Here is a 12,464-nt window from a genome sequence, read left to right as displayed (position 1 = left end):
TTATTGCGTGAGGGCTTCGCGCCACCCCAGGCCATCGACCGTGTCCTTGCGCGGCTTGTATTCGCAGCCGATCCAGCCGTCGTAGCCGATCGCATCGATGTGCTTGAACAGCCACGGGTAGTTGATCTCGCCCGTGCCCGGCTCGCCGCGGCCGGGGTTGTCGGCCAGCTGGATGTGGCCGATCTGCGCAAGGTGCTTGGTCAGCGTGTTGCCGAGCTCGCCCTCCATGCGCTGTGCGTGATAGATGTCGTACTGCACCTTCAGGTTGGGCGAGCCCACCGCCTCGATCAGCGCGAGCGCCTTGTCGGTGCGGTTCAGGTAGAAGCCCGGAATGTCGAAGGTGTTGATCGGCTCGATCAGCATGCGGATGCCGGCCGCTTCGAGCTCCCGCGCGGCCAGGCGCAGGTTGTCGATCACCGTGCGGTTGACCGCATTGATGTCGGCGCCCTCGGGCACCTTGCCGATCAGGCAGTTGACCTGTGGGCAGCCGAGCGCGGTCGCGTAGTCGATCGCCATGCCGATGCCTTCGGCGAATTCGCCGGTGCGGTCGGCAAGGCACGCGATGCCGCGCTCGCCCTTGTCCCAGTCGCCGGCCGGCAGGTTGTGCAGCACCTGCTGCAGGCCGTTGGTGCGGAGCGCCGCGGCGAGTTCCTTCTTCTCGAAGGGGTAGGGGAAGAGGTATTCCACTCCCTTGAAGCCCGCCTTGGCGGCGGCTTCGAAGCGTTGCATGAACGGCAGCTCGGTGAAGAGCATCGTGAGGTTGGCTGCGAACTTGGGCATGTTGCGTGTCTCCTTGCTTGTTCGCTTGCTCAGTCCAGCATCTCGGCCGCGACCGCGGTGGGCGCATCGGCCGGGTGCTCGGCCAGCGGCTCGAACTCGGTGATGTTGTCGATCTCGGTGCCCATCGCGATGTTGGTCACGCGCTCGAGCATCACCTCGATGACCACCGGCACGCTGAACTCGGCCATCAGCGCCTCGGCGCGCTGGATCGCCGGCGCGATCTCTTCCTGCTTGTTCACGCGAATCGCCTTGCAGCCCAGGCCTTCGACGACCTTCAGGTGATCGACGCCGTAGCTGCTTTCGATGCCGGCATCAGGCCCCGCATTGATGTTGTCGAACGCGAGCTGCACGCAGTAGTCCATCTCGAAGCCGCGCTGCGCCTGGCGGATGAGGCCGAGGTAGGAGTTGTTCACCACGATGTGGATGTACGGCAGCTTGAACTGCGCGCCCACGGCCAGCTCCTCGATCATGAACTGGAAGTCGTAGTCGCCCGAGAGCGCGACGATCTTGCGCGTCGGGTCGGCCGCACGCACGCCCAGCGCGGCGGGAATGGTCCAGCCCAGCGGGCCGGCCTGGCCGCAGTTGATCCAGTGGCGCGGGTTGTACACGTGCAGGAACTGCGCGGCCGCGATCTGCGAGAGCCCGATGGTGCTCACGTAGCAGGTGTCGTTGCTGAAGTTGTTGTTCATGCACTGGTACACGCGCTGCGGCTTCATCGGCACTTCGTCGAAGTTGGTCTTGCGCAGCATCGTCTTCTTGCGCTCGATGCACGACTTGGCCCATTCGCGGCGGTCGGTGAGCTTGCCCGCGGCCTTCATTTCCTCGGCCACTTCGACGAAGAGCGTGAGCGCGGCTTTCGCGTCCGAGACGATGCCGAAGTCGGGCGTGAACACGCGGCCGATCTGCGTGGGCTCGATGTCCACGTGCACGAACTTGCGGCCCTTGGTGTAGACGTCGACCGAGCCCGTGTGGCGGTTGGCCCAGCGGTTGCCGATGCCCAGCACGAAGTCGGAAGCGAGCATCGTCGCGTTGCCGTAGCGGTGGCTGGTCTGCAGGCCGCACATGCCGGCCATCAGCGGATGGTCGTCGGGGATCGCGCCCCAGCCCATCAGCGTCGGGATCACCGGCACGCCGGTGGCTTCGGCAAAACGCACGAGCAGGTCGGACGCATCGGCGTTGATGACGCCGCCGCCGGCCACGATCAGCGGGCGCTCGGCCGCTTGCAGCATGCCGATGGCCTTCTCGATCTGGGCGCGCGTGGCGGCCGGCTTGTAGGGGGTGAGCGGCTCGTAGCTGTCGATGTCGAACTCGATCTCGGCCATCTGCACATCGAAGGGCAGGTCGACGAGCACGGGGCCAGGGCGGCCCGAGCGCATCAGGTGGAAGGCCTGCTGGAACACCTGCGGCACCTGGCCGGGCTCGCGCACGGTGACCGACCACTTGGTGACGGGTTTGGAGATCGACTCGATGTCGACCGCCTGGAAGTCTTCCTTGTAGAGCCGCGCGCGCGGCGCCTGGCCGGTGATGCAGAGGATTGGAATCGAATCCGCCCAGGCCGAATAGAGGCCCGTGATCATGTCCGTGCCCGCCGGGCCCGAGGTGCCGATGCACACGCCGATGTTGCCCGCGACTGCACGCGTGTAGCCCTCGGCCATGTGCGAGGCACCTTCGACGTGGCGCGCAAGGATGTGCGAGATGCTGCCGCGCTGGCGCAGCGCCGAGTACATCGGGTTGATGGCGGCACCGGGCACGCCGAAGGCCTGAGTGACGCCTTCTTTTTCCATCACAAGCACGGCGGCTTGGACTGCTTTCATTTTTGCCATGAGACTGTCTCCATTAAGTGGAGCCCACTGTAGGAAGTGGGAGCCATTCGAAGAAGACGGCTGCGGACCATAAAACCTATTCCGTCGCAGAATAACTGGCTACCATCCGCGAATGGACAGACTCTTGGCAATGGAAATGTTCGTGCGGGTCGTGGAGACCGGCAGCTTCTCGAAAGCGGCGCGCGAATTCAACACCACGCAACCCACCGTGACCAAGCAGATCGCGGCGACTGAAACGCGGCTGAAGGTGCGCCTTCTCAACCGCAACACGCGCGGCGTGAGCCTCACGGAACCGGGCGCGCTCTACTACGAGAAGTGCAAGACCATCGTGCGCGATGCCGAGGAGGCCGACAGCATCGTGCAGTTGCGGCAGAACCAGGCGCAAGGGCTGCTGCGTGTGGGCACTTCGGTGGCATTCGGGCGGCGCGTGGTGGTGCCGCTCGCGCTCGAATACATGCGCCGGCATCCGCAGGTGCAACTCGACCTGAGCTTCGAGGACCGTTATGTCGACCTCATTGCGCAGGGCATCGACGTGGCGATCCGCATGGGCAAGCTGGCCGATTCGTCGCTGGGTGCGCGCTACCTCGGCGCGAACCCGTGGGTCATGGTGGCGGCGCCCGGCTATCTGAAGAAGCACGGCACGCCGAAGCGTGCGCAGGACCTGAGCGCGCACGTGGCGCTCATCTACAGCAGCGTGGTGGGCGATGAGTTCTGGCGCATGCACACGCCCAAGGGCGAGCCGGTGACGGTGCCGGTCTCGGGTCGCTTTCGCTCGAACAATCTCTCGGCTGTGCTGGCGGCCGCGCGCGACGGGTTGGGCATCGCGCTCATGCCGCGCTACGTGGCGAGCGAGTCGATGGCAGCCGGCAAGGTGGTCGCGGTGCTCGGCGACCACGCGTTGCCCGAGCAGGAGATCCACGCCGTGTTCCCGTCGCCCAAGCTGGTGCCGGGCAAGGTGTCGGGGTTCGTCGCGTTCCTGCAGGGGCGGTTCGATGAAGGCTGGTGGGCGGCCTGATACGGACTTGCGATTCATCGACATCCGTTCGGGCTGAACCCACGCGCCCGTTCGGGCTGAGCTTGTCGAAGCCTTGCGCCGGCACTTCGACAAGCTCAGTGCGAACGGATCGGGAAGCGGCGGTAAACCCGGCCATCGTTCGCGTTGAGTTCAAAAACATCCGTTCGGGCTGGGCCTGTCGAAGCCTCGCGCGGCGCTTCGACAAGCTCAGCGTGACGGTTTGATTTTTTCAGGCCGGAACGAACGCCCCGTGCAGACCCAGCGGAAGCGCGTACGGCAGCGTGGCCTGTGCCACCGGCCCTGCTGCCAGGTGATCGGCAGCGAAGCACGACAGCACCGTTCTCTGCCGGCCGAAGTCGAGCACCGTGCCCAGCACCCAACCCGGCTTCGAGCCATCGGGCACGAAGACGTGCTCTTCCACGATGGACCGCGGCCCATAGCTGAAGCGCTGGCTGCGACCGGTCTCGACATCCGTGCGCGCGACCGCACCGAAGCCCGGCAGGCCGGGCCGCAACTGTGTCGCGTGCACCACATGGCGATGGCGCAGGCCGACGCGCCGCGGATCGATGCGCGGAAACTCCGCTTCCAGCGGCAGTGCTTTCTGCGCGGCCTCGCCGGTGCCGAGGTTCAGCGTGGCGACGGTCAGGTGCGGACGGGTGCTTCTTGCGATGCGCGCCCGCATCAGTTCGCGGTTGGTCGTGAACACTGAGTCGGCGTTGTCGGAGCGCACGTAGTCGATGTGGATCTGTGTGCCGCGCGGCGTGTCTTCTTCCCAGGCATTGCCCACGTGGAACAGGAAGCCGGCCGGCAGCGTGAGCATCTGGCGCTTGTCCCAATTCTGTTTGTCGACCACCAGCGCGCGCATGCCGAGTTCGGGCCGCCAGACATGCGCGTCGAGAAAGCTCGCGCCGGCTTCCTTGCGCTTGCCGTCGTAGACCAGCGGTGGCATCAGGAACACCAGGTGCCGATCGGTCACGGCGAAGTCGTGGACCATCCCGATGTCGGGCACGGGCAGTGCGGTCGCGCGGCGGAGGGCCCCGTCGGCGCCGATCTCGTACAGCGCCATCAGGCCTTGGCTGCTGCTGACGCCGAAGTTCCAGACCGTGCCGTCGGGGTCCACCTTGGGATGCGCCGAGAAGGGCATGCCCGCGAGGTCGGGCCGCCAGGTCTTCACGCCGAGCGTGTCCAGCGTGCGCGCATCGACGCGCGTGGCCGAGCCGCCTTCCCACAGCGCGAGCACTTCGCCCTGCAACGGCAGCACGCTGGTGTTCGCGACGTTGATGCTGTCGGCCGAGGTCGGCGGCTCGACGCCTGGCGGCATGGTTCCGAAGGCCTCGAACAGCCGGCGTCCGGCCCGCACCTCGGCCACGCGCTTGGGCGTGGCGACGTAGCGGCCCTGATGGCGCACATCGGACCCATCGATCACGAAGCGATGCACCATGCCGTCGCCATCGAACCAGTGGTGGTAGCGCTCGCCGCCCAGGTCATGGCCCGCCGGACCGATGCGGAACAGCGTGCCGGCGACGGCGTCGGGGAAGCGCCCGCGCACCGTGGCGCGGGTCAGCGGCAGGTCGCCCGGCGGCGTGGCGAAGCCGGTCTTCCAGGGCGCGTCGGCCGCCTCGAAGTCGGTCTGCCAGGTGTCCTTGCCCGCGGCGCGCGCCAGGGGCGCAAGAAGGGAAAGTGCGCCGGCCGAAGCCAGCAGGCGCATGAGTTCGCGTCTTTGCATGGCGGCCTCAGCGCAGGTGGATGACGGTCTGCAGGTCGGCATCGACGCCGATGGTGGCAGCGTCGAATTCGGGCGCGCCGCGGTTGCCCTTGGCGTCGTTCGAGAAGCCGTAGCGTTCGGTCGGCATGCCCAGCAGGTTGGTGTCCAGCTTGCCGTTGCCGTTCTCGTCCGCGAACACGCGCACCGCATAGCGCCCCGGCGCCAGGCCCGGGAACACGAGCTGCGCCGCACCGGCGCGCATCGGCACCATCTGCGAAGCCAGCGCGGTGCCTGCGAAGCCGGCGGCGCTGTCGTAGAGCGCGGCGTACAGCGTGGCGTCGGCGGCGGGGCCGTCGGCCACGCTCAGGCGCAGGTCGGCGGCAAAGGCGCCCAGCGGCGCGAGGAGGGCGGCGGCGCACATCGCGCGCACGGCCGGGCTGGAAGGGAGAGCGAAAGGTTGCATGGCGGGCCTCGTTGCAGTGAAGAGGCCCCGACGATCCCGCAGGCGCCGAGCGGCGCCCAGCGGCATGCGACGAAATGCGGAAATGCGCGCGCCAAATGCAGCGAGTGCGCGCGACCGGCGGCGGGTGCGCCGGCTTGTGGCGGGGTCAGCCCTTCTTGCGGTTCTCGGGCAGGACTGCCGGGTCGGCTGCTTCCGGCGTCTGCGGCGGCTCGATCGTCTGGTGGCCGTTGCCCACATGCCCCGAGTCCGCGAACAGGCTCCACGCCGCCATGAACAGCGCCGCGATCACCGGCCCGATCACGAAGCCGTTGATGCCGAAGATCGCCATGCCGCCGATGGTGGACATCAGCACGATGTAGTCGGGCATCTGCGTGTCCTTGCCCACGAGCACGGGGCGCAGGATGTTGTCGACCAGGCCGATCACGAACACGCCCACGAAGATCAGCACCCCGCCCTGCCAGAAGTGCCCTGTGGCCAGGAAGTAGATCGCCACCGGGCCCCAGATGAGCGCCGCGCCCACGGCGGGCAGGAGCGACAGGAAGGCCATCAGCACCGCCCACAGCAGCGCGCCCTGCACGCCGAGGAACCAGAATGCCAGCCCTCCGATCGTTCCCTGCGCGATGGCCACGGCCACGTTGCCCTTCACGGTGGCGCGGATCACGGTGGTGAACTTGTTGAGCAGGTAGTGCGTGTGCGGCTTGGCGAGCGGCACCGCGTCGCGCATGGTCTTGGAGAGCGTCGAGCCGTCGCGCACCAGGAAGTACAGGAGGTACAGCATCACGAAGAAGCTGATGACGAAATCGAAGGTGTTCTGCCCGATGGCCAGCGCCTGCCCTGCAATGAGCTGGCTGCCCTGGCCCGCGATGGCCGAGATGCGCGCCTGCCAGGCCGCCACGTCGCCCAGGTTGAAGCGCTCCACCAGGTTCAGCAGCCACTGCGGCGCGGCGGCCAGGATCTGCTGGAAGTAGGCCGCGAAATTGATCTGGCCCGAACGGATGTTCTGCGTGACCAGCGCGACCTCCTGCACCAGCGACACGCCCACCATCGCGAGCGGCAGGATGACGATGAACAGGCAGATGGCCAGCGTCGAGAGCGCGGCGGCATTGCGCTTGCCGGGCATCTTCCTGAGCAGCCACTTGTAGAGCGGCGTGAACAGGATCGCCAGCGCCACGCCCCACAGCACAGCGCCGAAGAACGGCAGCAGCACCCAGACGAAGGCGACAGTGACGGCGGCGAGCAGGGCGAGGAACACGCCGCGCTGGAGTTGGGGTGAATTCATAGGTGTCTCGGACTGTAGCCGAGCAGGGCGGCGCCATCCTGTCAGCGGGCACGCTCTTGTGCAGGGGCGCGCCATGAGCGGGCGATTTCGCCCGCAGCTGTTGCCGGGCCGTCGCCGCGTGCTATCTCATCGATAGCGTGCCGTGGCACTAATGCACGGACGGCTTCAGCGCTTGGCGCGCGGCAGCGCGACCGGCGCCAGCGTGGCGCGCAGGCGGCTCGGCGCATCGGGCTCGGCGGTGGCTTCCACCTCGAGCGCACGCTCGACGTTGCCGATGTGATCGAGCATCAGGCGGCGCGCCTTGTCCGTGTCGCCTTCTTCGAGCGCCGCGACGATGGCGCCATGCTCCGCGCACGACTGCCCGGCCTCGTGCTTCGACTGGTAGAGCGTGGCCGCGAGCGTGGTGCGCGCCGTGAGGTCGCGCAGCACGTCGACCAGCAACTGGTGCCCCATCTGCTCGGCGAGGCAGACATGAAAGTCCGCCAGCAGGAAGGCGCGCGTTGCGGCATCGGCGCCTTCGATGGCGCGCTGCTCGTCGGCGATGTGGTCGCGGAGCTTCCGGATCACCTTGCCCAGCGGCCGGCCTTCGCTCGCGGCCAGGATGCCGGCCTCGACGATGCGGCGCGCCGAAAACGCATCGCGCGCTTCCTCGGCCGAAGGCTCCACCACGTACCAGCCGCGGCGCGACTGCACCTCGACGAAGCCGCGCGCCTGCAATTGCATGAGCGCCTCGCGCACCATCGTGCGGCTCACCGCGAAGTTCTCGGCCAGGGCCTGCTCGCCCAGCCGCTCGCCCGGCGCGAGCTTCTGCGCAAGGATCGCCTCGACGACGCGCTCGGCGATGGCGGTGGGACTGACGTCGTTGGCCATTGTTTTCAGTGGGCGGTGGAAGTGGATGCAGCGACGGTGTTTGTCACGGGCGCGTCGGCGAGCGGCTCGTCGTCCGGCGTGTACGTGCCGTCGAGCACCGCATGCGCGCGCTCGCGGTCGATGTCGCCTTCCCACGCGGCAATCGCCACCGTTGCCACGCAGTTGCCGATCAGGTTGCCGAGCGCGCGGGCGATGCCCATGAACCAGTCCACCGACAGCACCAGCACCAGGCCGATGGCGGGGATCGCCGGAATCGCATGCAGCGTCGCGGCCAGCACCACGATGGCCGAGCCCGGCACGCCGTGCGCGCCCTTGGAGGTGACCAGCGCGATCGCCAGAATGGTCAGCAGGTCCGCCATCGAGATCGGCGTGTTGGTCGCCTGCGCGATGAACACCGCCGCGAGCGTGATGTAGATCGAGAAGGCATCGAGGTTGAACGAGTAGCCCGTCGGGATCACCAAGCCCACCGTCGAATCGCGGATCCCCATGCGGCGCAGTTTGGCCATGATCTGCGGCAGTACGCTGTCCGACGAGGTGGTGGCGAACACGATGGCGAGCTCTTCGCGCAGGTACCGCAGCAGCTTCCACAGGGTGAAGCCCGAGAAGCGCATCACCAGCCCCAGCACCACGAACACGAAGACCAGCACAGCGCCATAGAAGAGCGCGACCAGCATGCCCAGCTGCTTGAGCGAACCGATGCCGTACTGCCCCACCGTGAACGCGATGGCGCCCAGCACGCCCAGCGGCGCCAGCTTGATGATGATCCCCATGATCTTGAAGAGCACCAGCGAGAGCGCGTCCACCACCACCGCCACCGGTTTGCCGCGATCGCCCAGGAGCGACAGCGCGCAGCCGAACAGCACCGCGAACAGCAGCACCTGCAGCACGTCGCCCGTGGCGAAGGCGTTGACCACCGTGGTCGGGATCAGCTTCATCAGGAACTCGACCGTGCCGCCGCTGGTGAGCTTGTCGGCGTTCGACGCATAGGCGCTCATGGCGGCCGGGTCGAGCTTGGCCGGGTCCACGTTCATGCCCACGCCCGGCTGGAACACGAAAGCCAGCACCAGGCCCATGGCGAGCGCGATGGTGGTGAGCACCTCGAAATAGATCAGCGCCTTGACGCCCACCCGCCCCACGCGCTTCAGGTCCCCCGCGCCCGCGATGCCGTGCACGACGACGCAGAACACCAGCACCGGGATGATCATCTTGATCAGCTTGATGAAGCCGTCACCCAGCGGCTTGAGCTTGACGGCGTACTCGGGCCAGAAGAGGCCGGCGAGCACGCCGAGCACCAGCGCGATGACCACCTGACCGAAGAGCGATTTGGCGAAGCGAGGCATGGAGTCTCCTGTCTTTATGTCTTGTCGAGGTTGCATGCAAGCGTCGCTTTGTCTTGCATACAAGAAATGTAGGCAAGAAGGGTTCAAGGGCGGCAGAGGGTATTCCCGGGCGTCTGGAATTGCCTACGGGATGGCGATCGAACCTTTGCGCCCCGGGGCTGTCTGACCGGCCAAGCTGGAGCATCAGCGAATCGGTTCGAAGTGCGTGGACGGACGCACATGCAGCGACAGGAGGAACGCATGTCCATCAGGCCCCTCGTCGGGAGCGGTGAGATCGTCGAGCGCGTTGCGTCGACGAGGTCGGCGCTCGATAGGTCCTGGCTCGGCGGAAGGGTGCGCCTGGACCATCGGCACTGGCAGTCCGCGGAGAGCGATGTCGTCTGGACGGCGCCCCAGCACCTGCTGGTACTCACCGACAGCGGGCGCACCGGGCGAACCCTGATTCGCGCGAACGGCAAGGTCGTCTACGACGGCGCCGACTACGCGGGCGCGCTGACCTTCGTGCCGGCAGGGACCGAGCGGCGCAACGCCTATCTGGAGGCCCGACTGTCCTATACGGCACTGTGGATCGACCCGAGTTTCGGAAGCTCGGCCTTGCCGGACGGCATCGGCATCATCGCCAACGCGCGCGACGAGGTCCTGCGTGTCCTGATCGCCAGCTTGCGCGACGAACTGCTGGCCGGCTGGGGCCCGTCGGCGGGCTATGTGGAGCATCTGACCGCGCTCGTCCTGGATCGGCTGGCGGTCGTCGGCGGCCGGGCCGCATCACCGCTCCCGCCGACCCGGCACGCCGCGCTTTCTCGCCCGGCCAGCGAAAGGGTGCGTGACTATGTGCGTGCCCATGTGGGGACGGATCTCTCGATCAAGGACATGGCCGCCGTCGCCGGCCTCGCCCCGGACAGCTTCGCGCGGCGTTTCAAGGCGACGACCGGCATGTCTCCCTATGCGTTCGTTCTGGAGGAACGCGTGCGGCAAGCCGAAGCCCTGCTGGCCGAAACCCGCGAGCCCATCGGAGGCATCGCCATGCAGCTCGGCTTTGCCAGCCAGAGCCACCTGACGTCCACGTTCCGGCGGCAACGCGGGATCACGCCGCTGGCTTTTCGCGCGAATTTCGTTCCGCGATCCTGACAAGCCTCCGGGTTTCTGAAAGACGGCGTGCCAGGCGCCTTCGCATACTTTCATCGCAGGAACAAGCCGGCTTCCGTCGGTGAATGGGCTCGATGCCCGATGCCGCCGATCCCGGGATCTGGCGAATCAACCCTTCTCAAGATGACGGACACACGATGACTCCATCCGACGACGATGCCCTGACCCGCAACGCGCCCGTCACGCGCCGCGAATTCCTGGCCGACACCGGCATGGCCGGCGGTGCGGCAGCGCTGATGCCGATCTGGCCCAACCCGGCGCGGGCGCAGGCCGGACGCGAAGACGGCGCGGCCGCCTTTGCCGAGATCGCATTGCGCATCAACGGCCGCGAGCACCGGCTGAACGTGGACACCCGCACCACGCTGCTGGACCTGCTGCGCGAGAACCTCGCACTGACCGGCACCAAGAAAGGCTGCGACCACGGGCAATGCGGTGCGTGCACCGTGCTGGTGGAAGGGCGCCGGATCAATTCCTGCCTCGCGCTTGCCGTGCTGCATGACGGCGCGGCGCTCACCACCATCGAGGGCCTGTCGCGCGGCGATGCGCTGCATCCGGTGCAGGCCGCCTTCATCGAGAACGACGGTTTCCAGTGCGGCTACTGCACCCCGGGGCAGATCTGCTCGGCCGTGGGCATGCTGGACGAAGCCGCCAAAGGAGCGGCGAGTTTCGTGACGCCGGACGTGCGGGCGAGCGGGCGGGTAGACCTGACCGATGCCGAGATCCGCGAGAGGATGTCCGGCAACATCTGCCGATGCGGTGCGTATCCGGGCATCGTGTCCGCGGTCAGGTCGGTGGCCCTGCCCGCGAGCCGCCGGAGGGCTCGCGCATGAAGCCCTTCGCCTACCTTCGCCCGGCCGACGAAAGCGCAGCCATCGAGGCGGCCAGCCGCGAACCCCGCTCGACGATGTTCATCGCCGGCGGCACCAATCTCGTCGATCTCATGAAGGAGGGCGTGGCCATGCCCGACCGGCTGGTCGACCTGAACCGCTTGCCGCTCTCGCGCATCGAGACCACGGCCCGGGGTCTGCGCCTGGGAGCGCTTGCGCGCAACAGCGACACGGCCAACCACGCCGCGGTGCGGCAGCGCTACCCGCTGCTGAGCCAGGCCATCCTTGCGGGCGCGTCGGGCCAGTTGCGCAATGTCGCCACCAACGGGGGCAACCTGCGGCAGCGTACGCGCTGTCCGTATTTCTACGACGTGAACCAGGCCTGCAACAAGCGCCTGCCGGGCTCGGGCTGCGGCGCGCTGCAGGGCTTCAATCGCCACCATGCGGTGCTGGGGGCGAGCGAGCAGTGCATCGCCACCTACCCGGGCGACATGGCGCAGGCCCTGCACGCGCTGGAGGCGACGGTGCAGGTGCGAGACCCGGACGGCCGCCGCGCCATTCCCATCGCCGATTTCCACCGGCTGCCCGGCAACGAGCCGCAGCACGATGCGAACCTCGCGCCCGGCGAACTGATCACCGCGATCGACCTGCCCGCCGATGCGGCGCGCTTCGCTTCGCGCTCTGTCTACCTGAAGGTCCGCGAGCGCGCGAGCTACGCCTTTGCCTTGGTGTCGGTCGCCGCCGCGGTGGACATGGACGGCAACCGGATACGCGAGGCGCGCCTGTGCCTGGGCGGCGTGGCGCACAAGCCCTGGCGGGTGCGGGAGGCGGAAGCGATGCTCAAGGACGCCCGCCCCGACGCAGCCACGCTGCGGGCCGCCGCCGAGGCCGGGCTTGCCGAAGCCAGGCCGCTCGCGCACAACGGGTTCAAGGTCGAGCTCGCCCGGCGCCTGCTGGTGCGTGCGATCTCGCAGCTGACCCTCGACCACGCGACGGAGCGCCGCGCATGAAGCCCAATACGCAACCGCTCGTCGGCCAGGCCGTCTCGCGAATCGATGGCCGTCTCAAGGTGACGGGCCAGGCGCGCTATGCCGCGGAGTTCCCTTTCGACGGGCTGGTGCATGCGGTGGCGTTGAACAGCAGCATCGCGGCCGGCACCATCCGCGACATCGACACCCGTGCGGCCGAACGCCTGCCCGGCGTGCTGGCCGTCATC

At 67.7% G+C, this 12,464-nt stretch carries 11 protein-coding genes and 1 pseudogene; 5 read left to right on the top strand and 7 right to left on the bottom strand.

The window, feature by feature from the left end; all coding sequences use genetic code 11:
- Positions 1 to 780 (bottom strand): hydroxypyruvate isomerase, encoded by a 780-nt coding sequence (hyi, locus tag QF040_RS16315; protein ID WP_429611935.1) that lies wholly within the window; start codon positions 778 to 780, stop codon positions 1 to 3.
- Positions 781 to 809: 29 nt separating this feature from the next.
- The gene (gene gcl, locus QF040_RS16310) at positions 810 to 2,603 is read right to left on the bottom strand and encodes a glyoxylate carboligase (RefSeq protein ID WP_429611934.1); all 1,794 of its coding nucleotides are present in this window, start codon (positions 2,601 to 2,603) and stop codon (positions 810 to 812) included.
- 112 nt (positions 2,604 to 2,715) lie between these two features.
- On the opposite strand from gcl, the gene QF040_RS16305 reads away from it, so the two are divergent.
- On the top strand, positions 2,716 to 3,618 hold the full coding sequence (locus tag QF040_RS16305) for a LysR family transcriptional regulator (RefSeq protein ID WP_280808575.1): 903 nt from the start codon (positions 2,716 to 2,718) through the stop codon (positions 3,616 to 3,618).
- 229 nt (positions 3,619 to 3,847) lie between these two features.
- Here QF040_RS16305 and QF040_RS16300 read toward each other — a convergent pair whose 3' ends face one another.
- The 5 genes from QF040_RS16300 to QF040_RS16280 all read right to left on the bottom strand — a co-directional run bounded on the left by QF040_RS16300 (position 3,848) and on the right by QF040_RS16280 (position 9,275).
- A complete protein-coding gene (locus tag QF040_RS16300) occupies positions 3,848 to 5,344 on the bottom strand; it encodes a carotenoid oxygenase family protein (RefSeq protein ID WP_429611933.1) in 1,497 nt (498 codons plus the stop codon).
- Positions 5,345 to 5,351: 7 nt separating this feature from the next.
- Entirely contained in the window at positions 5,352 to 5,786 is a 435-nt protein-coding gene (locus QF040_RS16295; RefSeq protein ID WP_429611932.1) for a DUF2141 domain-containing protein, read from the bottom strand.
- 145 nt (positions 5,787 to 5,931) lie between these two features.
- Positions 5,932 to 7,065, bottom strand: coding sequence for an AI-2E family transporter (locus QF040_RS16290; protein WP_429611931.1), 1,134 nt, complete (start codon positions 7,063 to 7,065; stop codon positions 5,932 to 5,934).
- 165 nt (positions 7,066 to 7,230) lie between these two features.
- Positions 7,231 to 7,935, bottom strand: a complete 705-nt coding sequence (locus tag QF040_RS16285) for a GntR family transcriptional regulator (RefSeq protein ID WP_429611930.1) — start codon at positions 7,933 to 7,935, stop codon at positions 7,231 to 7,233.
- A 5-nt stretch (positions 7,936 to 7,940) separates the two neighbouring features.
- Complete coding sequence (locus QF040_RS16280) at positions 7,941 to 9,275, bottom strand: C4-dicarboxylate transporter DctA (protein WP_429611929.1); 1,335 nt, start codon at positions 9,273 to 9,275, stop codon at positions 7,941 to 7,943.
- Between the two features lie 240 nt (positions 9,276 to 9,515).
- On the opposite strand from QF040_RS16280, the gene QF040_RS16275 reads away from it, so the two are divergent.
- The 4 genes and pseudogenes from QF040_RS16275 to QF040_RS16260 form a co-directional block, all read left to right on the top strand.
- Complete coding sequence (locus QF040_RS16275; protein ID WP_429611928.1) at positions 9,516 to 10,403, top strand: helix-turn-helix transcriptional regulator; 888 nt, start codon at positions 9,516 to 9,518, stop codon at positions 10,401 to 10,403.
- 155 nt (positions 10,404 to 10,558) lie between these two features.
- The gene (locus QF040_RS16270) at positions 10,559 to 11,251 is read left to right on the top strand and encodes a 2Fe-2S iron-sulfur cluster-binding protein (protein WP_429611927.1); all 693 of its coding nucleotides are present in this window, start codon (positions 10,559 to 10,561) and stop codon (positions 11,249 to 11,251) included.
- Positions 11,248 to 12,258, top strand: a complete 1,011-nt coding sequence (locus tag QF040_RS16265) for an FAD binding domain-containing protein (protein WP_429611926.1) — start codon at positions 11,248 to 11,250, stop codon at positions 12,256 to 12,258. Before QF040_RS16270 ends, QF040_RS16265 begins: the two co-directional genes overlap by 4 nt.
- Positions 12,255 to 12,437 (top strand): annotated as a pseudogene (locus QF040_RS16260) (hypothetical protein); the annotation flags it as partial. The gene QF040_RS16265 and the pseudogene QF040_RS16260, both read left to right, overlap by 4 nt.
- Positions 12,438 to 12,464 lie beyond the last annotated feature (27 nt).

Origin of the sequence: Variovorax sp. W2I14 (assembly GCF_050435205.1) — a bacterium.
GTDB classification, from domain to species: domain Bacteria; phylum Pseudomonadota; class Gammaproteobacteria; order Burkholderiales; family Burkholderiaceae_C; genus Variovorax; species Variovorax paradoxus_C.
This window is presented reverse-complemented; position numbering and strand designations above follow the sequence as displayed.

What these genes read in the sequence shown, in the direction of transcription:
- QF040_RS16300 (WP_429611933.1), bottom strand. Translation starts at nt 5,344, where the DNA reads ATGCAAAGACGCGAACTCATGCGCCTGCTGGCTTCGGCCGGCGCACTT.
- QF040_RS16305 (WP_280808575.1), top strand. Translation starts at nt 2,716, where the DNA reads ATGGACAGACTCTTGGCAATGGAAATGTTCGTGCGGGTCGTGGAGACC.
- QF040_RS16280 (WP_429611929.1), bottom strand. Translation starts at nt 9,275, where the DNA reads ATGCCTCGCTTCGCCAAATCGCTCTTCGGTCAGGTGGTCATCGCGCTG.
- QF040_RS16275 (WP_429611928.1), top strand. Translation starts at nt 9,516, where the DNA reads ATGTCCATCAGGCCCCTCGTCGGGAGCGGTGAGATCGTCGAGCGCGTT.
- QF040_RS16290 (WP_429611931.1), bottom strand. Translation starts at nt 7,065, where the DNA reads ATGAATTCACCCCAACTCCAGCGCGGCGTGTTCCTCGCCCTGCTCGCC.
- QF040_RS16270 (WP_429611927.1), top strand. Translation starts at nt 10,559, where the DNA reads ATGACTCCATCCGACGACGATGCCCTGACCCGCAACGCGCCCGTCACG.
- hyi (WP_429611935.1), bottom strand. Translation starts at nt 780, where the DNA reads ATGCCCAAGTTCGCAGCCAACCTCACGATGCTCTTCACCGAGCTGCCG.
- QF040_RS16265 (WP_429611926.1), top strand. Translation starts at nt 11,248, where the DNA reads ATGAAGCCCTTCGCCTACCTTCGCCCGGCCGACGAAAGCGCAGCCATC.
- QF040_RS16295 (WP_429611932.1), bottom strand. Translation starts at nt 5,786, where the DNA reads ATGCAACCTTTCGCTCTCCCTTCCAGCCCGGCCGTGCGCGCGATGTGC.
- gcl (WP_429611934.1), bottom strand. Translation starts at nt 2,603, where the DNA reads ATGGCAAAAATGAAAGCAGTCCAAGCCGCCGTGCTTGTGATGGAAAAA.
- QF040_RS16285 (WP_429611930.1), bottom strand. Translation starts at nt 7,935, where the DNA reads ATGGCCAACGACGTCAGTCCCACCGCCATCGCCGAGCGCGTCGTCGAG.